The 25,118-nt window shown below is 75.0% G+C and carries 26 protein-coding genes; 17 read left to right on the top strand and 9 right to left on the bottom strand.

Annotated features, from left to right (window positions below; genetic code table 11):
* Positions 1-192 precede the first annotated feature (192 nt).
* Together ACYP53_RS38290 and ACYP53_RS38285 are read left to right on the top strand one after the other, a co-directional pair.
* The gene (locus tag ACYP53_RS38290) at positions 193-984 is read left to right on the top strand and encodes an SDR family NAD(P)-dependent oxidoreductase (protein ID WP_189913932.1); all 792 of its coding nucleotides are present in this window, start codon (positions 193-195) and stop codon (positions 982-984) included.
* Positions 985-1,055: 71 nt separating this feature from the next.
* A complete protein-coding gene (locus ACYP53_RS38285) occupies positions 1,056-1,613 on the top strand; it encodes a 3'-5' exonuclease (protein WP_459650772.1) in 558 nt (185 codons plus the stop codon).
* Between the two features lie 60 nt (positions 1,614-1,673).
* Here ACYP53_RS38285 and ACYP53_RS38280 read toward each other — a convergent pair whose 3' ends face one another.
* A complete protein-coding gene (locus ACYP53_RS38280; RefSeq protein ID WP_229928316.1) occupies positions 1,674-2,570 on the bottom strand; it encodes an NAD(P)-dependent oxidoreductase in 897 nt (298 codons plus the stop codon).
* 70 nt (positions 2,571-2,640) lie between these two features.
* Here ACYP53_RS38280 and ACYP53_RS38275 point away from each other — a divergent pair, with 70 nt between their 5' ends.
* The 5 genes from ACYP53_RS38275 to ACYP53_RS38255 all read left to right on the top strand — a co-directional run bounded on the left by ACYP53_RS38275 (position 2,641) and on the right by ACYP53_RS38255 (position 6,831).
* On the top strand, positions 2,641-3,147 hold the full coding sequence (locus tag ACYP53_RS38275; protein WP_189913930.1) for a MerR family transcriptional regulator: 507 nt from the start codon (positions 2,641-2,643) through the stop codon (positions 3,145-3,147).
* Positions 3,148-3,151: 4 nt separating this feature from the next.
* A complete protein-coding gene (locus ACYP53_RS38270; RefSeq protein WP_189913929.1) occupies positions 3,152-3,928 on the top strand; it encodes a GNAT family N-acetyltransferase in 777 nt (258 codons plus the stop codon).
* Between the two features lie 248 nt (positions 3,929-4,176).
* Positions 4,177-4,506, top strand: coding sequence for a hypothetical protein (locus ACYP53_RS38265; protein WP_459650771.1), 330 nt, complete (start codon positions 4,177-4,179; stop codon positions 4,504-4,506).
* A 5-nt stretch (positions 4,507-4,511) separates the two neighbouring features.
* Positions 4,512-6,182 (top strand): alpha/beta hydrolase, encoded by a 1,671-nt coding sequence (locus ACYP53_RS38260; protein WP_459650974.1) that lies wholly within the window; start codon positions 4,512-4,514, stop codon positions 6,180-6,182.
* 88 nt (positions 6,183-6,270) lie between these two features.
* Positions 6,271-6,831 carry a hypothetical protein gene (locus ACYP53_RS38255; protein WP_459650770.1) on the top strand — a complete coding sequence of 187 codons (561 nt, stop codon included), beginning with the start codon at positions 6,271-6,273 and terminating at the stop codon, positions 6,829-6,831.
* 26 nt (positions 6,832-6,857) lie between these two features.
* Here the strand turns inward: ACYP53_RS38255 and ACYP53_RS38250 are convergent, their stop codons facing one another.
* From ACYP53_RS38250 to ACYP53_RS38235, 4 genes are all read right to left on the bottom strand, one after another.
* Complete coding sequence (locus ACYP53_RS38250; RefSeq protein ID WP_189913928.1) at positions 6,858-7,529, bottom strand: ATP-binding cassette domain-containing protein; 672 nt, start codon at positions 7,527-7,529, stop codon at positions 6,858-6,860.
* Positions 7,529-8,299, bottom strand: coding sequence for an ABC transporter ATP-binding protein (locus ACYP53_RS38245; protein ID WP_189913927.1), 771 nt, complete (start codon positions 8,297-8,299; stop codon positions 7,529-7,531). The genes ACYP53_RS38250 and ACYP53_RS38245 overlap by 1 nt, the downstream gene beginning before the upstream one ends.
* Before the next feature lie 115 nt (positions 8,300-8,414).
* Entirely contained in the window at positions 8,415-10,451 is a 2,037-nt protein-coding gene (locus tag ACYP53_RS38240; protein ID WP_459650769.1) for a branched-chain amino acid ABC transporter permease, read from the bottom strand.
* Between the two features lie 6 nt (positions 10,452-10,457).
* Positions 10,458-11,012: a hypothetical protein gene (locus tag ACYP53_RS38235; protein WP_459650768.1), complete on the bottom strand. Its 555-nt coding sequence runs from the start codon at positions 11,010-11,012 to the stop codon at positions 10,458-10,460.
* A gap of 333 nt (positions 11,013-11,345) precedes the next feature.
* Between ACYP53_RS38235 and ACYP53_RS38230 the strand changes: the two genes are divergently transcribed.
* Both ACYP53_RS38230 and ACYP53_RS38225 read left to right on the top strand, forming a co-directional pair.
* Positions 11,346-11,948, top strand: a complete 603-nt coding sequence (locus ACYP53_RS38230) for a hypothetical protein (RefSeq protein WP_459650767.1) — start codon at positions 11,346-11,348, stop codon at positions 11,946-11,948.
* The gene (locus ACYP53_RS38225; protein WP_459650766.1) at positions 11,939-13,381 is read left to right on the top strand and encodes an ABC transporter substrate-binding protein; all 1,443 of its coding nucleotides are present in this window, start codon (positions 11,939-11,941) and stop codon (positions 13,379-13,381) included. Before ACYP53_RS38230 ends, ACYP53_RS38225 begins: the two co-directional genes overlap by 10 nt.
* Here the strand turns inward: ACYP53_RS38225 and ACYP53_RS38220 are convergent.
* From ACYP53_RS38220 to ACYP53_RS38205, 4 genes are all read right to left on the bottom strand, one after another.
* Entirely contained in the window at positions 13,317-14,549 is a 1,233-nt protein-coding gene (locus tag ACYP53_RS38220; protein ID WP_459650973.1) for a PP2C family protein-serine/threonine phosphatase, read from the bottom strand. The two genes, ACYP53_RS38225 and ACYP53_RS38220, sit on opposite strands and share 65 nt — an antisense overlap.
* Positions 14,550-14,750: 201 nt before the next feature.
* Positions 14,751-15,173 (bottom strand): MarR family winged helix-turn-helix transcriptional regulator, encoded by a 423-nt coding sequence (locus ACYP53_RS38215; protein WP_189913923.1) that lies wholly within the window; start codon positions 15,171-15,173, stop codon positions 14,751-14,753.
* A 30-nt stretch (positions 15,174-15,203) separates the two neighbouring features.
* Positions 15,204-16,487, bottom strand: a complete 1,284-nt coding sequence (locus tag ACYP53_RS38210) for a M48 family metalloprotease (RefSeq protein WP_459650765.1) — start codon at positions 16,485-16,487, stop codon at positions 15,204-15,206.
* Between the two features lie 173 nt (positions 16,488-16,660).
* Positions 16,661-17,047: a dsRBD fold-containing protein gene (locus ACYP53_RS38205; protein WP_459650764.1), complete on the bottom strand. Its 387-nt coding sequence runs from the start codon at positions 17,045-17,047 to the stop codon at positions 16,661-16,663.
* Between the two features lie 275 nt (positions 17,048-17,322).
* Between ACYP53_RS38205 and ACYP53_RS38200 the strand changes: the two genes are divergently transcribed.
* From ACYP53_RS38200 to ACYP53_RS38165, 8 genes are all read left to right on the top strand, one after another.
* On the top strand, positions 17,323-18,489 hold the full coding sequence (locus ACYP53_RS38200) for a CapA family protein (RefSeq protein ID WP_459650763.1): 1,167 nt from the start codon (positions 17,323-17,325) through the stop codon (positions 18,487-18,489).
* A gap of 208 nt (positions 18,490-18,697) precedes the next feature.
* Complete coding sequence (locus ACYP53_RS38195; protein ID WP_459650762.1) at positions 18,698-19,276, top strand: class IV adenylate cyclase; 579 nt, start codon at positions 18,698-18,700, stop codon at positions 19,274-19,276.
* Between the two features lie 180 nt (positions 19,277-19,456).
* On the top strand, positions 19,457-20,236 hold the full coding sequence (locus ACYP53_RS38190) for a 2,3-dihydro-2,3-dihydroxybenzoate dehydrogenase (protein WP_189913918.1): 780 nt from the start codon (positions 19,457-19,459) through the stop codon (positions 20,234-20,236).
* Between the two features lie 93 nt (positions 20,237-20,329).
* On the top strand, positions 20,330-21,541 hold the full coding sequence (gene dhbC / locus ACYP53_RS38185; protein ID WP_459650761.1) for an isochorismate synthase DhbC: 1,212 nt from the start codon (positions 20,330-20,332) through the stop codon (positions 21,539-21,541).
* Positions 21,538-23,196 carry a (2,3-dihydroxybenzoyl)adenylate synthase gene (locus tag ACYP53_RS38180; protein WP_459650760.1) on the top strand — a complete coding sequence of 553 codons (1,659 nt, stop codon included), beginning with the start codon at positions 21,538-21,540 and terminating at the stop codon, positions 23,194-23,196. The genes dhbC and ACYP53_RS38180 overlap by 4 nt, the downstream gene beginning before the upstream one ends.
* Before the next feature lie 30 nt (positions 23,197-23,226).
* Entirely contained in the window at positions 23,227-23,949 is a 723-nt protein-coding gene (locus ACYP53_RS38175) for an isochorismatase family protein (RefSeq protein WP_459650759.1), read from the top strand.
* Positions 23,946-24,179, top strand: a complete 234-nt coding sequence (locus ACYP53_RS38170) for a phosphopantetheine-binding protein (protein WP_459650758.1) — start codon at positions 23,946-23,948, stop codon at positions 24,177-24,179. Before ACYP53_RS38175 ends, ACYP53_RS38170 begins: the two co-directional genes overlap by 4 nt.
* On the top strand, positions 24,179-25,000 hold the full coding sequence (locus ACYP53_RS38165) for an AMP-binding protein (RefSeq protein ID WP_459650757.1): 822 nt from the start codon (positions 24,179-24,181) through the stop codon (positions 24,998-25,000). Before ACYP53_RS38170 ends, ACYP53_RS38165 begins: the two co-directional genes overlap by 1 nt.
* Positions 25,001-25,118 lie beyond the last annotated feature (118 nt).

Raw genomic sequence — 25,118 nt, 5'->3', positions numbered from 1 at the left:
TCCGCCGCCTGGGTCCGTCCCGGGCCGGGCGGCGGAGGTTCTTTCGGTAGCAGCCCTCAACACCTCTCCGCGGCAAGGCTGTTGTGATCTCCCTCCGGCGTATCCGGGGTGCCCGCCGTCCTTCGACACGCCGAGCGCGGGTGGCCGGTGGAACCCCGGTGTCCGGGCCGTCCGGTGGGTAGAGTCGCGTCCATGGTGACGGTGGACGCGGCGGGGAGTCGCGCGGGCGGCCGGCTGGCCGGTCGCTCCTGCGTGGTGACGGGTGCGGCGAGCGGCATCGGGCGGGCCGTCGCCGAGCGGTTCGTCCGGGAGGGCGCGTCGGTGGTGGCCGCCGATGTGGACGCGGCCGGGCTGGACCGGCTGGCCGGTGAACTCCCGGGCGCTGTCAGCACGGTGGTCGGTGACGTGGCCCGCGACGAGGACGCCCGTCGGATGATCGAGGCGGCCGTGGAGCGGCACGGCCGGCTGGACGTCCTGGTCGCCAACGCCGGGGTGATCCCGCTGATGGAGATCACCGAGGCCACCGCCGAGGACTGGGACCGCGTGATGGCCGTGGACGGCCGCGGCATGTTCCTCACCTGCAAGTACGCGATCCGGGCGATGACCGCCCAGGAGCGGCCCGGCGGCGCCATCGTCTGCCTCTCCTCGATCTCCGGCGAGGCCGGCCAGCGCGGCCAGGCGGTGTACGGGCCCGCCAAGTTCGTCGCCTCCGGCCTCACCAAGCACCTCGCCGTCGAGTGGGCCGACCGGGGCATCCGGGTCAACGCGGTCGCGCCCGGCACCATCACCACCGAACGCGTCGCCCGGCTGCGCGACGAACCCGGTGGCCCCGAATACCTCGCGGCCATCGAGAAGCTCCACCCGATGGGCCGCCTCGGCGCGCCGGCCGAGGTCGCCGCCGCGGTCCTGTTCCTGGCCTCCGACGAGGCCTCCTTCATCACCGGCACCGTACTGCCGGTCGACGGCGGGTACTTGGCGCAGTAGGGGCGCGCCGACCGGTCGCCCGGCGAAAACCGGGTGACCGGCGGCGGGTGCCGCTCCTACGCTCGCTCGCCATGGACGTCAACGTGCACCTGCTGAACGTGGTCGATGTCGAAGCGACCTGCTGGGAGGGGCAGCCGCCGCCCGGCCAGGTGAGCGAGATCATCGAGATCGGGCTCACCGTCGTCGACCTGCGCGCGGGTGAACGCCTCGCCAAGCACCGGCTGCTGGTGCGCCCGGCCCGGTCGGAGGTGAGCCCGTTCTGCACCGAACTGACCGGTCTGACCCAGGCCGAGGTGGACGGCGGCCTCTCCTTCGCCGAGGCGTGCCGGACTCTGGCGGGCGCGCACCGGGCCGGCTCGCTCCCGTGGGCCAGCTGGGGCGACTACGACCGCAACCAGTTCACCCGCCAGTGCCGACAGACCGGCGCGGAGTACCCCTTCGGCCACCGCCACACCAACGCGAAGGTGGTCTTCACCGCCTCCTACGGCCTGCGCCGACGTCCCGGCATGGCCCAGGCCCTGACCGTCGCCGGCCTGCCCCTGGAGGGCCGGCACCACCGGGGCGACGACGACGCGTGGAACATCGCCGCCCTGGTCCTGGACCTCGCCGCGCGCGGGGACTGGCCGTAACGGGCCGGTGGGACGTACCGGTGAGACGGGCCGGCTCGGCGGGCCGGCCCGGTAGGCCGGTCACCGGACGGAGAGCCGTTCCACCAGGGCGGACACCCCGTCCGGTCCGTGCCCCGCGTCGACCGCCCGGCGGGTGAGGGCGAGTGCGGCGTCCAGGACGGAGGTGTCCAGGCCGCGGGACCGGGCGGTGTGCGCGACATGGGCCAGTCCGGCCGCGGCGGAGGCCAGGGTGCTGTGGTCGCCCGGGTGCCGGTGCTCGTCCGCACGCCGGGCGAAGTCGTCGATCAGCGGCGGCAGGATGCGGGGCAGGCCCTGGGCGTACGGGGCGAGTTCGGCCCCGGAGATGCCCTCGGCGCGGGCCAGGGCCAGGGCGTGGACCCAGCCGTGCACGGTGGTCCAGAACAGGTCGAGCAGGGCCGCGTCGAAGGCCGCCGCCCGTCCCGGGTCGGTGCCCACGTGGCGGACGGTGCCCAGGGCCCGGAGGGTGTGCTCGTGCTCGGCGAAGGCCGCGGCGTCGCCGCTGACCAGGACGGTGCCGCCGGGGCCGCCGATGGTCGGGGTGGGGGTGAGGATCGCCGCGTCGAGGATGCGGTAGCCGCGGGCCCCGGCCTCGACGGCGTCGGCCCGGGCGTCCTCGGGCGTGATCGAGGTGGCGTTGACGACCGTCCGGCCGCGCAGCGCCTCCCCGGCGGCGTCCAGGACGGCCCGGGCGGCCGTCCGGTCGCGGACGCAGAGCAGGACCAGCGGGGCGTCCGCCACCGCTCCGGCGGCGGTGGCGGCCGGTCGCGCGCCGAGGGCGAGCGGTTCGGCGTCCCGGCCCGGCGTGCGGTTCCAGACGGTGGTCGGATGGTCCGCCGCGCGCAGCGCCCGGACCAGGGCCCGGCCCATCGGGCCCAGGCCGAGTACGGCAACGGCGGTGCGGGGGGAGGGGGTTGAGGAAGACCGTTCGTTCGGCACGGCGGTTACGCTAGACCTTCACGCCGACGGCAGAGTCAAGGCGGACGGCCGACCGAACGAGGTGCCCGCGATGCGGATCGGAGAACTCGCCCGGCGAACCGGGGCCACGCCGCGCGCCCTGCGCTACTACGAGGAGCAGGGCCTGCTCACCCCCGAGCGCCGCCCCAGCGGCTACCGCGAGTACGGCGAGCCGGACGTGGCCGCCGTCCACGGCATCCGCACCCTCCTCGCGGCCGGCCTCAACAGTGCCGTGATCGCCGAGATCCTCCCGGGTCTGCCGCCGCCCGGAAGCCGCGGGCCCGGCCCGACCTGCCCGGAACTGCTCGCGGGCCTGGCGGCGGAACGCGCCCGGATCACCCGGCAGATGGACGAACTCGCGGCCGCCCGGGCGCTGTTGGACGCCATCATGGGGGCGGAGGCGCCGAGCTCGGTGATCCTGGCGGGCCGGGAGCCGGCCGGGCCGTCCGCACGCTCCTCCGCCGGGCCGTCCGCACGCTCCTCCGCCGGGCCGGCCGTCCGTGCGGAGCCGGCCGGGCGGAAACTCGGTGGCGCCCGTTCCCGGGCCGTGCTGGAGTGAGCGGATGGATCATGACGAGGTACTCGCCCTGTTCGACGACCGGGTCCGGCGCGGCGCACGGCCCGACGGCCCCGCGGCCGACGTCGAGCGCGACGGCGCGGTGGTGCGGCAGGTGGGCGGGGCGACCGGCTGGAACGGCGTGGTGTGGTCCGGCCTGGACGAGGCCGGGGCGGACGCGGCGATCGCCGCGCAGGTGCGCCACTTCACCGGCCTGGGCCTGGAGTTCGAGTGGAAGACCTACTCCCACGACCGCCCCGCCGACCTCGGGGACCGGCTGCGCGCGGCCGGGTTCACCCCCGAACCGGACGAGGCGCTGATGATCGCCCGGATCGCCGACCTGCCCACCGAGGTCGTCCTGCCCGAAGGCGTCCGGCTGCACCCGGTGACCGACCCGGCCGAGGTCGACCTGATGATGGAGGCACACACCCAGGCCTTCGGCCGTGACCTCCCCGGCCTGCGCGAACAGATGCTCGACCACCTCCGGCACGGCAGCGACACCCTCTCCATGGTCGTCGCCCTCGCCGGCGACCGCCCGGTCTCCGCGGCCCGGATGGAACTCAACCCCGGCACCGGCTTCGCCGGCCTCTGGGGCGGCGGCACCGCCCCCGACTGGCGCGGCCGCGGCATCTACCGCGCCCTCGTCGCCCACCGCGCCCGCCTCGCCGCCGACCTCGGCTACCAGTACCTCCAGGTCGACGCCAGCGACGACAGCCGCCCCATCCTCCAGCGCCTCGGCTTCGCCCGGTTGAGCACCACGACGCCGTACGTCTACCGCCCGTAGCGGGCCCGCGCGCTCTCCGGGGCATCGCCGGGGTCGAGCCTGCCTTCCGGGAACTGCGCGTCCCGCCACCTGCTGCGGACGTCGATTGATGGATCAGCCCACTGGTTGCCCGGGGCAAGCCATGGCCGATAAATCATCACAAACAGAGATATTCATCTGATATCGACTGAGTATCTGTACGGATAGGACTCGTTCGATTGCCGAAGTACTCTGCCTGTTGATCCAACGCCCGTCGGGAGGGGAAAGCAGTGGGTCATCTCAAGGTCGATCCGGGTGAGATCCACATGTCCGCGGGTGTGGCGCGGGCCATCGGCGAGGACTTCGCGAAGCCGTGTCAGGCCGCCGTCACGGCCGGCCAGACGGCCGCCGGCCAACTGGTGGGCTGGTCGGTGGGCTCACGGCTCGGCCAGGTCGCGACCAACTGGGCGCCCGTGCTGACCAGCATCGGCGACCGGCTGAAGAAGACGGCCGACAACCTCACCGCCACGGCGCAGGCCTACACGAACAATGAGAACGCCAACGCCGAGGTCTGGCAGAAGCAGCGGATAGGCGACGTGTGGGAGAAGCCGGGCCAGTGAGCACCATGTACGAGCTGCTGCTCGCTTTCAATCCGGCGGGGATGCACGACGCCGCCAAGGCATGGCGCGACCTGTCCAACGGCGCCCAGTCCGCTGACAACAGGCACCGCAGCCAGGTGAACGGTCCGCTGCGCCAGGCGAAGTGGGAGGGCGGAGACGCCGAGTCCGCGTTCTACGCGCTGGGACGCACCGAGCAGATCCTGGAGATCGTGCGGGTCGAGTCCGCCGCCGTCGCGCTCACCCTGGACACCGTCGCCGACCGGATCCACCAGGCGCAGACCAACCTGCAGAACGCCGTGCACCGCGCCGAGGAGTGGGGTCTGACCGTCGGTCCGGACGGGACGGTGAACATGCCGCCGCTGGGCAAGGGCGAGCAGAACGACCCCGAGGCCAGAGACGACCCCGAGCGCAAGGCCCTGGCCACCCTGCGCGGAAACGTCCAGGACTGGATCAACAAGGCGCTGACCGACGCGAAGGAGGCGAGCGACAAGGGCGACCTCGCCCTCAGCCGCCTCGACGCCGACATCCTCACCCGGCCCCGGGTGTTCGGCTCCACCGCCGAGACCGCCACCGACGTGAAGGACGTGGCGAAGGACCTCGGGCTCGCCGATCCGTACGTCCCCGACAACAAGGACCCGCAGAAGTCCGCCGACTGGTGGAAGTCGCTGACCCCCGAGCAACAGAGCAGCTACCTCGCGCTCTACCCGGACCGGATCGGTGGACTGGACGGCCTGCCCGCCACCGTGAGGGACGAGGCCAACCGGCTGGTCCTCGACCAGCAGCTGGACGCGATGAAGGCCGGCAACGCCCGCGGCAGCGGCATGACCTCCGAGGACTACAACAAGACCGAGCAAGCGCTGATGGAGCTCAAGAAGCGGCTCGACCGGCAGGACGGTGCGCCCGAGGAGAAGCAGCTGTTCCTGCTCGGGCTCGACCCCAAGGCCTATGACCACGACGGCAGGGCGATCATCGCCATGGGAAACCCCGATACCGCCGACCACACCGCCGTCATGGTGCCGGGTACCGGGACGACGCTCGCCAGCATGCCGGGTCAGATCGAGCGCATCAACGCCCTGCAGCGCGCCTCGATGCAGACGGCACCGGGCGCGAAGGTGTCGGTGATCTCCTGGCTCGGGTACGACGCCCCCGAGATCCCGGTCATGGAGGCGCCGAACGTCGCGGTCGCCGGCACCACCCGGGCGGAGGACGGAGCCGAGGCTCTGAGGCAGTTCACCAAGGGCGTTCGGGTCGCGCAGGGCGACCACCACACCCACCTCACCGTCGACAGCCACAGCTACGGCACGACGGTCGTCGGTGCGGCCGCCGCGGGCGGGGAGGGACTGGGCGCGGACGACATCATCGCCATGGCGAGTCCCGGGATGACCGTCCAGCGCGCGGACCAGCTCCACATCGAACCCAACCACTTCTGGACCGGCAGGGCGGACGACGACAACATCGCGCTCGCCACCGGCCTCACCCTGGGCGGTGACCCGATGATGGACATGTTCGGCGGGAACAACATCCAGGTCGACACGTCCGGGCACAGCGGCTACTGGAACGGCCAGGACACCTCGCAGGGGCAGCCGGACAGCCAGAGCCTCCTGAACCAGGCCCGCATCATCGTCGAGGGGCAGCCGACCACGGTTCCCAAGGACCACACGCGGCCTCCCAAATGACCGTGCAGGCCGGGCCGCCCCGCTCCCGTTCCGCCAGGTCCGCACCCGTCCCGCCCGGTCCGCACCCGTCCCGTACAAGGAATCCGCCATGCCGTTCCCCCTGTCACGACCTGCCGCACGCCGCGTCCCGGCGCGACGCCTCGGCGTCGCCGCGGTGGCGGCCTGTCTCTCCCTGATCCTCGGAGGATGCATGTCCACGTCCGACCCTGACGCGCCCGTGCCCGTGATGGCCCGCCAGGACGCACAGGCCTGGGCCCAACACATGACCGAGTACATGGCCCAGACCGCCGGTGTCACCCTCACGCCCGGTACCGTCGATCCGTCCTTCGACCCCTGCGTCGGCAAGAACGACGAAGTCGCCAAGGACGGCCGGTACACGATGTCCTACGCGGTCTACAGTCCCGCCCCCCTCGACCGGCACCCCGAGGCCGTTCGCAAGATCCGCGCGATGCTCGAGCAGCAGGGCTTCCAGATCAAGGGCTACCGGGAGACGGCGAACGGCAAGGTGGCCGCCCTGCTCGACGCATTCCAGCCGTCGGGCAGCTACCTGGTCAGCGTCGAATCCACGGTGACCAAGGAGCTTCTGCTCTTCCGGATCAACACCCGTTGCCTCATGCCCCCCGCAACGCCGTCGGCGGCCTCCGGCTGACCGCGGACACATCCGGGAGGGGCCGGTCACCGGGGAGTGGCGAAACGTTTCGGCAGGGGCTCCCCGGGTTCGCCGGAGAAGGCCACCTCGCCGCGGTGCAGCACGTGGACGACCGCTGCCCCGGCGAGGGTGCGCGGCAGCGACTGCGCGGCCAGGACGACCGTACGGCCGTCGGTGGCTGCGGCCAGCAGGTGGGCGTGGAGCCTGGCGGCGACGGCGGGGGCCAGGCCCCGCTCGGGTTCGTCGAGCAGGAGGAGGGCCGGGCACGCCGCCAAGGCCCGTCCGACGGCGACCAGTTGCTGCTGGCCGCCGGAGAGGGTTCCGGCCCGGCGGGGCAGCAGGGGGGCCAACTCCGGGAAGAGCTCGATCACTTCGTCGTGGCCCGGACCACCGAGGCCCAGGTTCTCGGCGACGGTCAGTGACCCGAACACCCCGCGCTCGGCCGGGACGAGGGCCAGCCCCCGGCGGACCCGCTGGTGCACCGACAGCCCGCCGAGGTCCCGGCCCCGCCAGAGCGCCTGCCCGCCCGACAGCGGGACGACCCCGGCCAGGGCGTGCAGGGCGCTCGTCCGCCCGGCGCCGTTGCGGCCGAGCAGGACGGTGACGGCGGCGGACGGGAAGGCGAGGTCCACACCGTGCAGGGCCTCCAGCGGGCCGTACCGGACCCGGGCGGAGCGGAGAGCGGCCTCGACCGGCATCAGCCCACCGCCCCCCAGGCCCGGGTGACGCGGGGGTCGGCGAGGACGGTCGCGGTCGGGCCGGCCGCGACCATCCGGCCGGCGGCCATGGCGTAGACGGTGTCGGCGAGTTCCGCGACCAGCTCGGCGTCGTGCTCCACCAGCAGCAGCGCCATCCCGCGCTCGGCGAGGCCCCGCAGCACCGACACCAGCCGGGCCGTCTGGGCGGCGTCGAGACCGGCGGCCGGCTCGTCCAGCAGCAGTACCCGGGGCCCGCCCGCCAGCGCCCGGGCCAGCTCCACCAGCCGCAGCACGCCGGTCGGCTGCGCACCGGCCGGCTCGGCGGCAAGGCCCTGCAGCCCGAACAGCCGCAGCGCCTCGACGGTCCGCTCCGCCACGTCCCGGGCCTCGGCCCGGCCGGCCGGGCCGGTCCGCCCAGCCCGCCCGGTCCGCTGCTCGGCGCCGACCCGGACGTTGTCCGCCACCGAGAGGGTGGGGAAGACGGCGATCTGCTGGAACGTGCGCGCCAACCCGAGCCGCACCCGCCGGTGCGCGGGCAGCCCGGTGACGTCCCGCCCGCCCAGCAGCACCCGCCCGGCGTCCGGGCGGACCGTTCCGGCGAGGCAGTCGAACAGGGTGCTCTTGCCCGCCCCGTTCGGTCCGACCAGCGCGGTGATCCGCCCCGGCCGCGCCACCAGGTCGACCCCGCCCACCGCCTCGATCCCGCCGTAGCGCCGCACGACGCCCCGTGCGGTCAGCCGGGCGGCGGGACGGTCATGAGAGTTGTTCATGGCGCGCCCGATGAGAGTCGCTCATGGCATGCCCTATGAGACTTGCTCATGGCCGCGCCCCATGAGAGGTGCTCATGGCATCCCCCATGAGAGTTGCTCATGCCATGAGAGTTGCTCATGAGGCCCCGTCCTCCCCGGTCTTCCGTACCCGCCCCGCCTGCCTCGTCGCGATCGCCGCCCGGACCCGCCGCCCCGTCGGGCTGAGGCGGGACGGCGGGAGCGCCGGGAGCGCCGGGGGAGGCCGGCGGCGGGGGACGGGCAGGGCCGCGAGACCGCCGGGGAGGCGGCCGATGGCGGCGGCCAGGGCGCCGACGGCCACGGCGGAGACCCCGGCGACGGTGCCGGCGTCGAGGCCGATGAGGAGGGCGGCGGCCAGGACGGCGGCGAGGGCGCTGTCGGCGCCGGCCACGACGACGGCCGCGAACCAGAGCAGGCCGCGCACCGGATCGAAGGCGGCGGGGTCGAAGGCGCGTCCGGCGAGGCCGATCAGTCCGCCGCCGAGAGCGGCCAGGGCCGCGCCCGCGACGAAGGCGAGGAGCTTGAGGCCGGGGACGTCCACGCCCGCCGCGACCGCGCCCGGCTCGTGGTCCCGCATGGCGGTCAGGGCGCGGCCGAGGCGGCCCCGGTGCAGGGCCCGGACGGTGAGCAGGCCGAGACCGAGGAGGAGGAGTTCGGCGAGGTAGAACGCGCGGTCGCCGGCCAGGAAGGACGGGCGGTCGAGCACCAGCCCGGTGGTGGCGTACGGCTGCTGGAAGACGAAGCGGCTCATCGCCGTGCCCACCGCGAAGGTGACCAGGGCGAGGGCGAGCCCGCGTCGGCGGATCGCGGGCCAACCGGTGAGCAGGCCGAGCGGGGCGGTGGCGAGGACGGCGATCAGCAGCGCGGGCGCGGCGGGCAGCGACGGCACGCCGGGTACCCGGCCGGACATCAGCAGCGCGGTGCCGAGCGCGCCGAGGCCCGCGTACCCGGCCTGGCCGAGCGAGATCTGCCCGCCGTAGCCGGTGACCACGACGATCGACAGCAGGACGAGCGCGAGCGCGGGCACCAGCAGGGCGCTGCGCAGGTCGTTGCCCCGGAAGCCGAGCGGCAGCAGGAGCAGCACCAGGCAGACGGCCCCTGCCAACCGTCCGCTTCCGCCGGCCCCGCCGCCCCCGGCGCGCTCGTCACCCGTACGGCGGACCGCGAGTGGCGCGGCCCCGGCCCCTTCCCCGGCCCCTTCCCCGCCGATGCGTGGCCCGGCGAGCAGGGCGGTGGCGAGCAGCGCGACCACGAACAGGTTGGACTGCACCGCCTCGACCAGCGGCAGCAGCTGTCCGGACGGGCGCAGCCGGGTGAGTTCGGCCTGGGCGATGCCGAGACCGAGCCCGGTGGCGACGGCGACCGGGATGCTGCGCAGCCGGGCGGCGACCGCGACCGCCATGGTCTCCATCACCAGCAGCGGCAGCCCGTACGGGTCGAGCAGCAGGTACGGGGCGAGGGCGATGCCGACGAGTCCGGCGGTGAAGGTGCCGAAGGCCCAGCCGGCGGCGGAGACCCGGTCGGCGTCCACGCCGGTGAGGGCGGCGAGGCGGCGGTCGTCGACGACGGCGCGCAGTCGCAGGCCGAAGCGGGTCCACCGGGTGGCGGCGAAGACGGTGAGACCGAGGAGGAGGATGGCGGCGAGCTGGGCGACGGTGTCGGGCCGCAGGCCGTGTCCGCCGGGCAGCCGGATCGCGGCGCCGCCGAGCGGGGAGGGCGCGCCGGCCAGGGGTGCCGCGCCCCACAGCAGCACGGCCACGCCGATGAGCAGGACGAACACGCCGAGCCCGGCGACCATGGTCTCGGCCGGTCCGGCGCCGCGCCGCTGGAGCGGGCGGTAGACCAGCACGTCGAGCAGTACGCCGAGCGCGGGGGCGACGAGCAGCAGGCAGCAGGCGACGGCGGGCCAGACCGGCCAGTGCCGCACCACGACGAGGTCGCGCAGCAGGTAGGCGACGGCCATGGCCTGGGCACCCTGGGCGATGTTGAGCACCCCGGTGGCGCGGTGGCAGACGAGCAGGCCGATGCCGCTGAGCGCGGCGGCGCTGCCGACGGTGAGCCCGGCGAGCGCGAGGTCGACGGTGAGGCCGAGCGAGTCGGTGGTGGTGGCGGCGAGCTGGGCGGCGGCGGTCACGGGCGGTCAGCCGGCCGGCGGGGCGGATTCGCCCGGACGGGTGGCGGGGTCGGGGCCGGAACCGGAGCCGGGGTCAGGGCCGGGGTCAGGGCCGGGGTCAGGGCCGGGGCCCGTGGCGGGCGGTGAGCAGAGCGGGCAGGGCGTCAGGCCCCGGGCCTGGACGGCGGCCGCGTCCACGGGTGCGGCCCGCGCCTTGCCGGTGACCAGCGGACAGTCCGGGCGGTGGTAGCGGGTGCCCTCGGGGACGGCCAGCCACCCCTCGGGCGGCCGGGTGCCGGGCGGAGCGGCATCGGGCGGAGGGGCATCGGCCGGAGGGGCATCGGGTGGTCCGTCATGGGGCGGCCCGTCGTCGGACGGTTCGACGAGCAGCTCGTACAGCCGTTCCACCCGCCGGTCCGTCAGCTCCCGGCGTTCCGGCGGGGACGGGGGCCGCAGGGCGACCAGGAGGGTCCCGGCCACGATCAGCGCCGCGCCGGGGATGGTGGACGAGGCCAGGTAGGGGACCTGCTGTTCGACGAAGCGCTCGCCGGAGACCCCGTACCAGCCGAGCACGCACAGCACGGCGCCGACCGCGACGAGCAGCCAGCCGGCCCACTCGCGCGCACCCCGGAGCGCACTGCCCCGGAGCGCACCGCCCCGGAGCGCATTGCCCCGGAGCGCACCGCCCCGGAGCGCACCGCCCCGGAGCGCACCGCCTCCGTACGCACCGTCTCCGCGCGTACCGCCCCGGACGGGGGAACCCTTCGGGGCGTTACGAGTGATTTCTCCCTCGGATTGCGATTCGTCCATGGATCCGCCTTCATGGTGTCACTTGAGACGTTTCCAGGATCGGCCTGGAACAGCATCCGGGAGACCGTGAGACCGGCCCGGGCGGCGCAGTCGAGAGGGAACACCATGCACGTGACGCGAAGCGGCACTCCCACGGGCGGCGGCCGGCCCCTGCGGACGGCGAGTGTGCTGCTCGCCCTGCTGCTGGCGGGCGCGGCGGCCGGGTGCAGCAGCGGCAAGTCCGGTTCCTCGGCCTCGTCCCCGGCGAGCACGAGCGCGAGTGCCGGCGCCAGCGCCAGTGCGAGTGCGAGCGCCAGTACCGGCGCGAGCGCCGCCGCGAGTCCCAGCGGTACCGCCCCCGCCGACCCGGTCGCCGCCAAGACGGAGATCACCGCCAACTGGGAGAAGTTCTTCTCCCCCGACACCCCGATCCCCGACAAGGCCAGGCTGCTGCAGGGCGGTGACGTGCTGCTCCCGGTGCTGCAGGGCTTCTCACAGGATCCCCGGGTGGGCCAGGTGCAGGCGAAGGTCTCGGACATCGCGTTCACCGACGCCGCCGACGCGAACGTCACCTATGCGCTGTCGCTCCAGGGCACGGTGGTGGAGCCGAGCGCGTCCGGTCAGGCCGTCCTGGAGAGCGGTACCTGGAAGGTGTCGCGGTCGACCCTGTGCGGTCTGCTGACCCAGGCCGGCGGTGCCAGCGGTACCCCGATCCCCGGATGCAGCTGACCGCCCGCGCGCGGTGCCGGGCCGTCGACGCGTTCGCGCGCCGGCGGCCCGGACGCGTCCCGGCGGTGCTCTGCGCCCTCCTGCTGTGCGCCGTGCCGCTGGCGGGCTGCGGCACCAGGCTGCCCGAGGGCGCTTTCGCCGCCCGCGCCACCCGCACCGCCGGAGCCACCGGCGGCACTGAAACCACCGGGGCCACCGGAGCCACCGCGGCCGCCAACCCGGCCTCCGACACCGGGGTCTCCGCCACCGAGATCCGGATCGGCGTCGTCACCTCGCTCACCAGCCCGGTCGGCAGCGAGGTGTTCAGCGGCCCCCGGTACGGCGCCCAGGCGTTCTTCCAGGCCCTCAACGACCGCGGCGGCCTGCACGGGCGCACCGTCCGGCTGGTGACCTGCGACGACGGCGGCAGCGGCGTCGGCAACCAGGACTGCGTGCACCGGCTGATCGACCAGGCGCACGTCTTCGCCCTCGTCAGCGGCAGCGTCCTCGACTACGCGGGCGCGCCGTACGTGAGCGGCAAGGCGGTGCCGGACGTCGGCGGCCAGCCGATCGGCACGGCGTACGACCGCTGGCCGCACCTGTACGGGATCTACGGCAGCGGCGCCCCGCGCGACGGGCGGTCGGTCGGCTGGAACGGGACGCTCTACGCGAGCACCGAGGTGTTCCGTTTCTTCAAGCAGCGCCTGGGCGCGGGCAGTGCCGCCGTGGTCGCCTACAACCAGGCCGACTCGGCCCGCTACGCCGGGCAGCTGAAGGCCGGGCTGGAGGCCGAGGGCTACCGGGTGCTGCTCCAGACGGTGGACTTCGCGCTGCCGAACTTCCAGGCGGTGGCCGCGGCCGTGCGCGCCGACGGTTCGCAGCTGCTGTTCGACGCCATGGACGGCCGGGGCAACGCGGCGCTGTGCCGGGCGCTGGACGAGTCCGGGGTGGCGGTCGCGGCGAAGGTGACCACCGTGCAGAACTGGTCGGAGTCGGTGCGCGACGACTACCGGTCCTCGCCGAACTGCCGCAACGCGCTCTGGGCGACCTCGTCGAGCCTGAACTACGAGGACGAGCAGTACCCGGCGGTCCGCGACTTCCGGGCCGCGATGGCCCGCTACTTCCCGGACCGGGCCGGGCGGCTGTCCGCCTGGGAGCTGGAGGGCTGGGCGGGCGCGCAGTGGCTGGCCGACGCCGTGGACTCCTGCGGCGCCGCGCCGACCCGCTCCTGCGTGGAGGCGTTCATGAACCGCGCCGAGCCGTACGACGCCCACGGCCTGATCCTGCCCGCCTCCTTCGTCCCGCAGCCGCCGCCCACCGGGCCGGCCCGCGCCTGCCTGAACGCCGCCCGCTGGCAGGACTCGGCGCAGGGCGGGCGGGGCGGCTGGGTCACCCAGGTGCCGTCGATGACGACGAACTGCTTCGACGTGCCGCAGCTGCCGTACCGGTCGTAGCCACGGCAGACCCGATGTCGGCGGCGGGCCCGAGGCCGATGGCGGACCCGAGCCCGGCCGTGGCCCTGAGGCCGGCCTGCGAGCGGCTCCCGTGCGGTCCGTCGTCCGGGAGCCGCTCCACCAGGACCATGGCGGCGTCGTCGTCCAGGTGCCCGCCGACGTGGGCGAGCAGGTCGTGGTGGAGGCGGTTCAGCAGGGCGGCGGGGCGGTCGGCGCTCCAGGCGGCGACGCGCTCGGCCAGCGGGTAGAAGCGCCGCTGGGAGTCCCGGGCCTCGATCACGCCGTCGGTGTAGATCAGCAGCCGGTCGCCGGGGCGGAACGGGAAGGTCTCCACCTCGTACGGCGCCGGGGCGAGCTCGCCCAGGCCCAGCGGCGGGGCGGGGCGGCGGGCGGCGAGGGTGGTGATGCCCTCGGGGCGCAGCAGCAGCGGGGGCGGGTGGCCGCAGTCGATCAGGCGGACCGGTGAGCCGTCGTCGGGGATGTCGAGCAGGACGGCGGTGATGAAGGACTCGCCGGACTCGTAGCCGTCCTGCCGGGCCTGCTCGGCGAGCTGGGCGAGGTCCCAGCTGACGCTGCCGTCCAGGTAGGCGGCCAGGTCGGGCAGCTCGGCGTGCAGGTGGGCGGCGGCGCGGAAGGCGCCGAGCAGCAGGGCCGCGTCGCCGAGCGAGGACAGCCCCTTGCCGCGGACGTCCCCGACCAGCAGCCGGGTGCCGGTGGCGGTGCGGGCGGCCGCGTACAGGTCGCCGCCGACCTGGGCCTCGGCCTCGGCGGCCAGGTAGACGGAGGCCAGGTGCAGTGGCCCGATCCGCTCCGGCAGCGGGCGCAGCAGCACCCGCTGGGCGGCCTCGGACACCGAGCGGACCCGGGCCAGTTCGCGCTCGTGCCGCTCGCGCAGCACCCGCAGGCCGACGATCAGCACCGAGACGACGATCTGGGCGCCCAGCTGGGTCTCGTGGTTGGCCGTGGTGAGGCCGTCCCGGGCGAGGCCGATGACGGTCAGCGCGGCGAGAGCGAGCAGGGCGACCCCGGTGGTGGCGCGCGGGCCGGCGAAGGAGGCGGTCAGCGCGGGGGCGACGATCAGCAGCGGGCCGAGGTGGACGTCCGGCGGGGAGAGCACGTCGACGACGGTGATCAGGGCGATCAGCGCGAGCGTCAGCACCGTCAGCACCCGGGGGTCGGGTCGCCAGGTGCGGCGGCGGTCGGGGGGATGCGGGGCGGACGGCGGGTGCGGCGCATCGGGACGCTGCCGGAGGGGCACCTCTCCTCTGTACACCGTGGGGGCGGCGGGGCGCACCCCGAGACGGTGGCGGGTTCGTCCGTTGACCGGCTGCCCCGCCGTTGCCCCGGGTGGCGGCCCGGTCAGCCCGGGTCAGCCCTCTTCGCCGTAGCGGGCCAGGTAGTCGGCGAAGCGGGCGACGTCCTCGTCGGACCAGTCGGTGAAGCGCGCGGTGAAGGACAGCCGGCGCTGCTCGTTGGCGTCCCGGAGCAGGGTCAGCCCGGCCTCGGTGGCGCGCAGGATCTGGCCGCGCTGGTCGTCCGGGTCGGCCTCGCGGGCCAGCAGGCCGAGTTTCTCCAGGGCGGTGACCTGGCGGCTGACGGTCGACTTGTCGAGCATGAAGTACGCGGCCACGTCGGCGGCGCGGCAGCCGCCGCGCTCGGTGATCAGGTCGAGGATGCTGTAGGTGACCAGGGAGAGGTCGGGGTGCAGCTGGGAGGCCTTGTGCCGGGCTCGGCGGGCGAAGGCGGTCAGCTCGCGCTGGATGGTGTCGATGGACGACTGGCGGCCGGGCACGGCGGTCCTACCTCCTCGAGATTTGTTGCACTATACAACGGATTCTCCCGGGGTCGCGCGGCGCTCCGGCACGGGCCCTCCCCGGGCGGCCTGCCAGGCGCGGGCGGCGGCGATCCGACGGCTCGCACTCGGGTGAGTGGCGAACAGTAGCTCAAGCAGCCTCGGCGGGTCGACATCGGAGACGTTCGCCAGTGCCAGTCTGCGCTGCATGGCCACGAACTGCTCGGCATCACCCGTCAGTTCGAGCGCGTGCCGGTCCGCCCGGGCCTCGATCCGGCGGCTCACCGCACTCTGCGCCGGCCCCGACAGCGCACCCAGCAGCGCGGCGAGCGCCGCCAGCAGCGGCAGTGCCCGGGGGTCCGCCGCGTCCGTCGCCCCCGCGGCGTCCAGCAGCGGGCGCCAGGCACCCAGCAGACCGAGCACGGCCACCGCGACCGCCGCCCCGACCGCGCCCAGCGCGGTGCCGACCGGCACGTCCCGGTGCTTGACGTGGCCCAGCTCGTGCGCGACCACCAGCTCCACCTCGCGCGGCGCGGCGGTGGTCAGCAGCGTGTCGTACACCACGATCCGGCGGGTCGCCCCGAACCCGGACACGTACGCGTTGAGCGCGGTCGTCCGACGGGAGGCGTCCGCCACCAGCACGTCCCGCACCCGGACGGCGTCCCGCTCGGCCAGCGCCAGCAGCGCGGTGCGCGGCCCGCCCTCCGCCATCGGGGTGAAACGGTTGAACACCGGCTCGATCAGCAGCGGGTGGAGGAAGGAGAGGACGGCCGTCAGCAGCGCCGCCGCGCCCGCCGCCGGCAGCCACCAGCGCCGCGGCGACCACGCCGTCAGCGCGAACAGCCCCAGCACCAGCGGGAGGACCAGGACGAGGGCGAGCGCCAGGCTCCGCAGCGCGTCCAGCGCCCAGCCGGCCCAGCCCTGGGTCACCAGCCCGAACCGGGCCCGGACGGCGCGCGCCCCGGCGCCGAACGGCAACTGCAGCGCCTGCCCGAGGACCACCAGCGCCGCGGCACCCGCCAGGACCCCGGCCGTACGGGAGCCGCCGAACCACCGGCCGGTGGCGGTGACCAGGGCGGCGCCGGCCGGGGTGAGGCCGAGCAGCAGCGTCAGCGCCAGGCCCGCCAGCCGGCCGCCCAGCGCCCACGGCAGCTGGGCGCGGCGCAGCGCACGGCCGCGGGCGCGCTCGGCGGGGGTGAAGTCGGGGGCGTCGGGGTCGCCGACGGGGGCGTCGGGTCGGTCGCCTGCGCGTCCGTGGCCGGTGGGTCCGTTGCCGGCGGCGGGGCCGGGGGTGGGGCCGGGGGTGGTGTCCATGGGCGGGGTGCGGCTCTTCCGGTCGTCCGGTCTCCCGGTCGGGCTGTCGCGGTTCAGCATGGCGTACCCGGCCGGGCGGCGCGCCCTCCCCAGCGGGCCCTCCCGGCGGGCCCTCCCCGGCGGGCCGGCCGCGGTGCTTTCCGCGGTGCCCGCCGCCCGGCTCGCCGCGGCGTTCACTCCTCCGTGGGACGGGTGGCGCCGTGGACGCCCGCGCGCAGCAGCTGGTGGCCCAGGTCGACCAGGGCGCGGCCGACCGCGAACTCGTCGCCGATCTGCGGGGCCGGGGTGTCGCGGGGATTGCGGTGGGAGCGGGCGTCGCTGTGCAGGACCTCGCCGTCGGCGTTCAGGACGGCGTGCACCCGGGTGGTGTCGCCCTCCTCGACCACGTGCAGGCTGAGCTGCCAGTCCTTGGTGCGGACGGCCTGCCCGGCCGCCCGGTGCGGGGCGGCCTCCGACGGTGCGGAGCCCTCGGTGCCGACCACGGTCCGGTGCGCCCGGCCGGGGGAGGGGCGGGTCGTGCCGGTGTCCCCGGGCTGCTCGCCGCCGATGCCGCCGTTCATCACGCCACACCTCCGGGCTTCAGGACCTCCGGGCCTCTGGGCCTCCGGGCCTCCGCTACGGGACGGGTTCCTCCCGTACCACCACGCTGCGCGCCTCTCCGTCGCCGCGCCAGGGACACGGTGGCCGGGACAGGCGGGGCGATGGGGACGAGCGGGCCAGGAGAGGGCCCACCGGTGCCCTTTTGTGTCCGGAATGTTGTGGGTCCGGGCTGAAGGGGTGCGGAATCGGTGGCGTAGGCTGACCGCTCTTGCACCGTCCTCGGGGGGAACCACTCATGCGCCGTGCCGCGGCCGCCGTCGCGCTGCTCGTCGGGCTGACCGCCGTCACCGGCTGCGGACCGGACGACCCGGATCCGGCCCCCGCGAGCTCCGCCGCAGCCCCGGCCCCGAGCTCCGCCGCCCCGGGCCCGGGCGCCCCCTCCACCGGCGCGGCCCCGACCAAGAACGCCGCTCCCCGGCCCGACGGCACCATCACCGTCGCCTTCGCCGGGGACGTCCACTTCGAGGGCCGCACCGAGGCCCGGCTGGCCGTACAGCCGCCCGAGCCGGCGCTCGGGCCGCTCTCCCGCACCCTCGCCGACGCGGACCTGTCCGTCCTCAACCTGGAGACCGCGATCACCGGGCGCGGCGCCCCGGAACCCAAGCTCTACACCTTCCGCACCTCGCCCAAGGCGCTCTCGGTGCTCAAGGACTCCGGCGTCGACGTCGTCTCCATGGCCAACAACCACGCCGTGGACTTCGGCGCCGACGGCCTCACCGACACCCTCGCCGCCAAGGACTCCTCGCCGATCCCGGTCGTCGGCGTCGGCCACAACGCCACCGAGGCGTACGCCCCGTACGTCACCACCGTGCGCGGGGTGAAGGTCGCCGTGGTCGCCGCCAGCCAGGTCGAGGACCTCACCAACCAGAAGTGGCGGGCCGGCGCGAACAAGCCGGGCATCGCCTCCGCGCTGGACGTTCCGGCGCTGGTCAAGGCGGTGGAGACGGCCAAGCGGCAGGCCCCGGTCGTGCTCGTCTACCTGCACTGGGGCGAGGAGGGCAAGGCCTGCCCGACCTCCGCGCAGACCGCCGTCGCCAAGAAGCTCGCCACCGCCGGCGCCACCGCCGTGGTCGGCACCCACGCGCACACCATGGTCGGCTCGGGCATGCTCGGCAACACCTACGTCGGGTACGGCTTCGGCAACTTCCTCTGGTACGGCACCTCCAACTACCCGAACTCCAACGAGACCGGCGTCACCACCCTCACCCTCACCGCCGACGGCAAGGTGACCGGCGAGGCCTTCGCTCCGGCCACCATCGACGACAAGGGCGTCCCGGAGCCGGTCACCGGCGCGGCCGCCGAGGCCGCCCTCAAGCGCCGCGACGGCCTGCGCGGCTGCACGGGCCTCACCCCGGCCCCGAAGGCCCCCGACGCCCCGGCCGGTACCGCCGCACCGCAGTAAGCCGACCGCCCGACCGCGGGACATGAGGAGGAGTGCGGGAGCTGACGTCAGGTCGGCGCCGTTCCGGGGTTCTGCGGAGTCAAGCCCATGGCGCTGCTGGGACTCGTCCCCGCCCTCCCGGCGACCGCCCGCGTCCGCCCGGCCGGGGGTAGTCTCGCCGCCACCGGATCCACCCAGGCGGAGGCAGCGCGATGAGCGGGGCAGCACGGTGATCGAGGCGGAGCTGAAGGCACTGGCGCGTCAACCCGGCGTGCTGCTGCGCCGCTTGGAGGGCACCCACGGCCCCGGCCGGGCCGAGGTCTACCGGGACACCTACTACGACCTCCCCGACGGCAGCCTCCTCGGCACCGACCGTGAGCTGCGCGTCCGCGAGATCGAGGACGCGGACGGGGGCCGGCGCGCGCTGCTCACCTACAAGGGCGCCCGGGTGGACGAGGCCTCGGGTTCGAAGCCGGAGCACGAGACGGCGGTGGCGGACGCCGGGGCGGCGCACGCGATCGTCCGCGCCCTCGGGTACCGGGCCCGGCTCTCCTTCGAGAAGCACTGCCGGAACTACCGGCTGGAGCGCGGCGGCCGCCGGTTCCTGGCGACGCTGGTCCGGGTACCGCGACTGGCGGGGGTGTTCCTGGAGGTGGAGACGACCGTCGCCCGGGAGGACGAACTGCCGGCGGCGCTCGGCGCCGTGCGCGAGGTCCTGGCCGAACTCGGCGTGGACGAGGGCGACTTGACGGCCGAGCTGTACACCGACGCAGTCCTGCGGGCCGGGAGCGCGGACGGGCGCGGGTAGTCGGCCGGTCGGGGCGGCGACCGGGCGTCGGTGCGCGAGGTTGGCGAGACGGATCGTCTCGTCTCGCCCAGTCGGGCGACCGGCCTTTGTTCGAATTGACGGTCGCACAGACTCTCGGTGTAGGCGAACAACTGTGTTAGGTTAGGCTTGCCTAATCTTGCTGGTCGGAGGGGATGTCCTGTGCAGCAGTCCGAATTCGCCGGTGCCGTCGCGGTGGTCACCGGGGCCGGGCAGGGCATCGGCGCGGCCGTGGTCCGGGCGCTGGTGGCCGAGGGTGCCGTGGTCGCGGCCGTGGACCGGAACGCCGGCTCGCTCGACGCCCTGGCGGCGGAGTTGCCGGGCGTCCGGCCGTACGTGCTGGATGTCGCCGATGCCCGAGCGGTCGAGGATGCGGTCGAGTCGATCGAACGTCAACTCGGGCCGGTGGCCGTGCTCGTGAACGTCGCGGGCATCCTGCGTACCGCGCCGGTCGTCGACCTCACCGACGCCGACTGGGCGGACACCTTCGCCGTCAACACCACCGGCGTCTTCCACGTCAGCCGTGCCGTCGGGCGACGGATGGCCGAGCGGGGGCGCGGGGCCGTGGTGACGGTCGGGTCCAATGCCGCCGGGGTGCCGCGGGCCGGGATGGCCGCCTACGCGGCGTCCAAGGCGGCGGCCACCATGTTCACCCGCTGCCTGGGGCTGGAGCTCGCCCGGTCCGGCGTGCGGTGCAATGTGGTGTCGCCCGGGTCGACCGACACCGAGATGCAGCGCGCGCTGTGGGGCGAGGACGCCGAGGCGGCCGAACGGCGCGTCATCGAGGGCGACTTGGGCGCCTGGCGGGTCGGCATCCCGCTCGGGCGGATCGCCGCGCCCGCCGACATCGCGGAGGCCGTGGTGTTCCTGGCCTCCGACCGGGCGCGGCACATTACCATGCACGACCTGTACGTCGACGGCGGCGCGACCCTTCGGGCCTGAGCCGCCCCTTCGCCCGGCCTCCCGAAGGCCCGCCACTTCCCCCGCCGGCCCGCGACCTCACCCGTAGACCCGTCCCAGACTGGAGAATCCACCGTGACCACGGTGCATCACGCCCCGGCGGCCCCCGCCGCCGGCGGCCCCGACCACGCCGTCATCGGCGCGGCCAGCGGACTGCTCGGCCAGTACCGGGCCGCCACCGGCGAGGCGTTCCTCGCCTCGCCGACCCGCACCCTGCTCACCTCCGGCGTGCACGCCCGGGTGCCGCAGGACGGGCGGCCGCTGCCCGTCCGGGTCGCCGGGACGCTGGCCGCGGCCGGCCGGGCCGGGGTCGAACGTCCGCTGGTGGTCGGCGCGGTGGCGTTCGACCGGGAGAGCCGGGTCGAACTCGCCGTGCCCGAGCGGGTCCGGACGGCCGGGGCGCTGCGGGACGACCCGCTGATCGCGCTGCCCGCGCCGCCGGCCGAGCGGGTCGACTGGCGGATCCGCCCGGTGCCCGAGCCGGCGGCGTACGGCGCGGGCGTCGCGGCGGCCGTCGAGCGGCTGCGCGCCGGGGAGTTGAGCAAGGTGGTGCTGGCCCGGACGCTGGAGCTGAGCGCCGCCGAGCCGCTCGACCTGCCGGCCATCCTGCAGCGGCTCGCCCGTCGCGACCCGGGCGGCTACACCTTCGCCGTACCGGCCGGCGGCGGCCGCACCCTGATCGGTGCCAGCCCCGAACTCCTGCTCTCCCGGCGGGGAACGGCCGTGCTGGCCAACCCGCTGGCCGGGTCGGTGCCGCGCAGCGAGGACCTGGGGGAGGACGTCCGGCGCGCCGCCGCGCTGCTGGAGTCCCCCAAGGACCTGCACGAGCACGCCGTGGTGGTGGACGCGATCCGCGAGGCGCTGGCGCCGTACTGCCGCATCCTGGAGGTGCCCGAACGGCCCACCCTGGTACGGACGGCCGCGATGTGGCACCTGGCCACCACGATCAGCGGCGAGCTGGCCGACCCGGCGGTCTCCGCCCTGGAGCTGGCCTGCGCGCTGCACCCGACCCCGGCCGTCTGCGGCACCCCGACGGACGTCGCCCGCCGGGTGATCGGCGAGGTCGAGCCCTTCGACCGCGGCCTCTACACCGGCATGGTCGGCTGGGGCGACGCGACCGGTGACGGTGAGTGGGTGGTCACCATCCGCTGCGCGGAGGCGGACGAGCGGACGCTGCGGGTGTACGCCGGCGCGGGGGTGGTCGACCGGTCCCGGCCGGAGGCCGAACTCGCCGAGACCAGCGCCAAGTTCCGTACCTTCCTGGACGCCGCGGGGGTCTCCCGGTGACGGCGCTGGAGGGATTCACCCCGTACCCCGCCGAGTTCGCCGAGCGCTACCGGGCCGCCGGCCACTGGCGCGGCGAGACCTTCGGCCGGATGCTGCGCGAGCGGGCCGCCGCGCACGGCGAGCGGACCGCCGTCGTCGACCCGGGCGGCCACTCGGTGGCCGCGACCGAGCGGCGCTGGACGTACGCCGAACTCGACCTCAGGGCCGACCGGATGGCCGCCGGGCTGCTCGCCCGGGGGGTCCGGTCCGGGGACCGGGTGGTGGTCCAACTGCCCAACGCCGCCGAGTTCTTCGAGGTGGTCTTCGCGCTGTTCCGGATCGGCGCGCTGCCGGTCTTCGCGCTGCCCGCGCACCGGTACACCGAGATCGGGTACTTCTGCTCCTTCACGGACGCGGTGGCGTACGTCGTCCCGGCCGTCGAGGGCGGCTTCGACTACCGCGAACTCGCCTCCCGGGTACGGGCGGAGAACCCCGCGCTGCGGCTGGTGCTGGTGGCCGGCGAGGACGCCGGGGAGCACCTCCGGCTGGCGGACGTGCCCTGCGACGGACCTGGTCCCGCCGAGGAGCCCGAGCCCGGGGACGTGGCCTTCCTGCAGCTCTCGGGCGGCAGCACCGGCGTGCCCAAGCTGATCCCGCGCACCCACGACGACTACATCTACTCGCTGCGCGGCTCGGTCGAGCTGTGCGGGCAGGACGCGGACAGCGTCTACCTGTGCGTGCTGCCCGCCGCCCACAACTTCCCGCTCAGCTCGCCTGGTTCGCTCGGCACGCTGTACGCGGGCGGTCGGGTGGTGCTCTGCCCGCAGCCCAGCCCGGAGACCGCCTTCCCGCTGATCGAGCGCGAGGGCGTGACCATCACCGGACTGGTGCCCCCGCTCGCGCTGCTCTGGCTGGAGGCTGCCGAGCGCGGCGCCACCGGGTACCGGAGCCTGCGGGTGCTGCTGGTCGGCGGCGCCAAGTTCAGCACGGAGGCGGCCCGCAGGGTGCGGCCGGTGCTGGGCTGCACGCTCCAGCAGGTCTTCGGGATGGCCGAGGGGCTGGTCAACTACACCCGGCTGGACGACCCGGAGGAGCTGATCACCACCACCCAGGGCCGTCCGATCTCCCCCGACGACGAGGTCCGGGTGGTCGACGACCAGGACCGGGACCTGCCCGACGGCGCCACCGGCCACCTGCTGACGCGCGGCCCGTACACCATCCGCGGCTACTGGAAGGCGCCGGAGCACAACGCGAACTCCTTCACCGCGGACGGCTTCTACCGCACCGGCGACCTCGTCCGACGGACCCCGACCGGCCACCTGGTGGTGGAGGGCCGGGCCAAGGACCAGATCAACCGGGGCGGCGAGAAGGTCGCCGCCGAGGAGATCGAGAACCACCTGCTCGCGCACCCCGCCGTGCACGACGCGGCCGTGGTGTCGATGCCCGACCCGTACCTGGGCGAGCGCACCTGCGCGTACGTGGTGCTCCGCGCCGAGCACCGCGAACAGCCGCCGAAGGGCGTCGAGTTGAAGCGGTTCGTGCGCGGGCGCGGACTGGCCGACTACAAGGTGCCGGACCGGGTCGAGTTCGTCGACGCCTTCCCGGCCACCGGCATCGGCAAGGTCAGCAAGAAGGACCTGCGCGCCGCCATCGCGGCCTCCCTGACCGCCAGTTGATCCGTTTCTAGTTGCTAAGGAACACCCATCGTGGGCCTGCCCCGCATTCCCTCCTATCCCATGCCCGTCGCCGAGGAGCTGCCCGCCAACCGGGTCTCCTGGACGGTGGACCCGGCGCGCGCCGTCCTGCTGGTGCACGACCTGCAGAACCACTTCCTCGGCGCCTTCGACGCCGAGGCCGCTCCGGTGCCCGAACTCCTGGGCAACGTCGCGGGCCTGGCCAAGGCGGCCGGCGCCGCCGGTGTGCCGGTGGTCTACTCGGCGCAGCTCGGCGGACAGAGCCCGGCCGAACGCGGACTGCAGCAGGACTTCTGGGGGCCGGGCATCCCGGACGACCCGCGCGCCACCGCGATCGCCGACGCCGTCGCACCGTCGCCGAGCGACACGGTGCTGACCAAGTGGAAGTACAGCGCCTTCGTGCGAACGGAGTTGGAGCGGCTGCTGCGCTTGCAGGGCCGGGACCAGCTGGTGATCGCCGGGGTGTACGCGCACATCGGGGTGCAGGCCACCGCCTGCGACGCCTGGATGCGGGACATCCAGGCCTTCGTGGTGGCCGACGCGGTCGCGGACTTCGGGCCGGCCGAGCACCGCGCCGCGCTGGACTGGGTGGCCGGGCGCTGCGGGCTGGTCACCACGACGGGGGCCGTGCTCGGGGCGCTCGACGGCACGGGTGGGGCGGGCGAGACGGGCGCGACGGGCGGAATGGGCACGACGGGCGAGATGAACGAGACGGGCGAGGTGGCGGCGAAGTGACGGGCGTGGGCTTCACGGTGGAGCGGATCCGGGCCGAGGTCGCCGACCTGCTCGGCGAGGACCCGGCGGACATCCCGCTGGACGAGAACCTGGCCGACTGGGGGCTGGACTCCATCCGGCTGATGACGCTCGCCGAGCGCTGGCGGGCGGAGGGTGCCGAGGTGGCGTTCGTCCAGCTCGCGGAGCGGCCGGCCCTGGAGGCCTGGGCCGAGCTGCTGGGTGCGGCCTGATGGAGGCGGTCGTCCGGGACGCCGCCCGGGATGCAGCCCTGGTGGGTGTGCGCGGGGCCGTCCGGGAGCTGGTGCGGGAGGAGGCTCTGGGCGCGGCGCCGGCGCTGCCCCGCCGTACGGTGAGCTACCCGGCGACCACCCTGGTGGGGCCGGTCGAGGCGCAGGCGGCCCGGACGCCGGACGCCCCGGCCCTGGTGCTCGCGGGCGGGCGGACCGTCCGCTACCGGGAGCTGAACGCCTCGGCCAACCGGCTGGCGCGCGCCCTGGCCGCGCGGGGCGCCCGCCCGGGCACGGTGGTCGGCCTGGCCGGCGCCCGCGACCCGGCCGAACTGCTGACGGCGCTGCTGGCGGTGGTGAAGTCGGGCGCGGCGTACCTGCCGCTGGACCCGGCGGACGCGCCCGGGCGACGGGACCGACTGCTCGCCGAGAACGCGCCGGTGTGCGTGCTGGGGGAGGGGGTGCCGGGTGCGCTCGCCGGGCTGGACACGGACGGCGAACTGCCCACCGACCCGCCGCGGGCGCTCACCCCGCACCACCTGCTCTGCGTCGGGTACGGCCCGGGCGGGCGTCCGACCGCCGTCCGGGTCACCCACGGGGAGGCGGACCGCCGGGTGCGTGAGCTGCAGGCCGAGCACCCGCTCGGTCCGGGCGACCGGGTGCTGCAACTGGGCCTGCCGCTCTGGGAGTTCCTCTGGCCGCTGCGGACGGGTGCCGCGCTGGTGCTCGCCGACCCGCGGCGGGAGGGCGAGGTCGGGGCGCTGGTGCGGGAGCTGGGCGTGACGGCGGTGCGGGTGGCCCCGGCGGTTCTGCTGGGCGGGTGACGGTGGGCGGGGCGTCGACGGCGGGCGGAGTTCAGGCGGCAGCTGACAACTGACAGCTGACAACTTTCAGACGACAGCTTTCAGCGAACAGATGATGAAATCTGTTCGCTGAAAGCTG

The organism is Kitasatospora sp. Ki12 (genome assembly GCF_054601375.1).
This window is presented reverse-complemented; position numbering and strand designations above follow the sequence as displayed.

Bases quoted from the DNA above. Each gene is read 5' to 3' on its own strand.
- ACYP53_RS38290 (WP_189913932.1), top strand. From the start codon at position 193: ATGGTGACGGTGGACGCGGCGGGGAGTCGCGCGGGCGGCCGGCTGGCC.
- ACYP53_RS38285 (WP_459650772.1), top strand. From the start codon at position 1,056: ATGGACGTCAACGTGCACCTGCTGAACGTGGTCGATGTCGAAGCGACC.
- ACYP53_RS38275 (WP_189913930.1), top strand. From the start codon at position 2,641: ATGCGGATCGGAGAACTCGCCCGGCGAACCGGGGCCACGCCGCGCGCC.
- ACYP53_RS38270 (WP_189913929.1), top strand. From the start codon at position 3,152: ATGGATCATGACGAGGTACTCGCCCTGTTCGACGACCGGGTCCGGCGC.
- ACYP53_RS38260 (WP_459650974.1), top strand. From the start codon at position 4,512: ATGTACGAGCTGCTGCTCGCTTTCAATCCGGCGGGGATGCACGACGCC.
- ACYP53_RS38255 (WP_459650770.1), top strand. From the start codon at position 6,271: ATGCCGTTCCCCCTGTCACGACCTGCCGCACGCCGCGTCCCGGCGCGA.
- ACYP53_RS38250 (WP_189913928.1), bottom strand. From the start codon at position 7,529: ATGCCGGTCGAGGCCGCTCTCCGCTCCGCCCGGGTCCGGTACGGCCCG.
- ACYP53_RS38245 (WP_189913927.1), bottom strand. From the start codon at position 8,299: ATGAACAACTCTCATGACCGTCCCGCCGCCCGGCTGACCGCACGGGGC.
- ACYP53_RS38230 (WP_459650767.1), top strand. From the start codon at position 11,346: ATGCACGTGACGCGAAGCGGCACTCCCACGGGCGGCGGCCGGCCCCTG.
- ACYP53_RS38225 (WP_459650766.1), top strand. From the start codon at position 11,939: ATGCAGCTGACCGCCCGCGCGCGGTGCCGGGCCGTCGACGCGTTCGCG.
- ACYP53_RS38210 (WP_459650765.1), bottom strand. From the start codon at position 16,487: ATGGACACCACCCCCGGCCCCACCCCCGGCCCCGCCGCCGGCAACGGA.
- ACYP53_RS38205 (WP_459650764.1), bottom strand. From the start codon at position 17,047: ATGAACGGCGGCATCGGCGGCGAGCAGCCCGGGGACACCGGCACGACC.
- ACYP53_RS38200 (WP_459650763.1), top strand. From the start codon at position 17,323: ATGCGCCGTGCCGCGGCCGCCGTCGCGCTGCTCGTCGGGCTGACCGCC.
- ACYP53_RS38165 (WP_459650757.1), top strand. From the start codon at position 24,179: ATGGAGGCGGTCGTCCGGGACGCCGCCCGGGATGCAGCCCTGGTGGGT.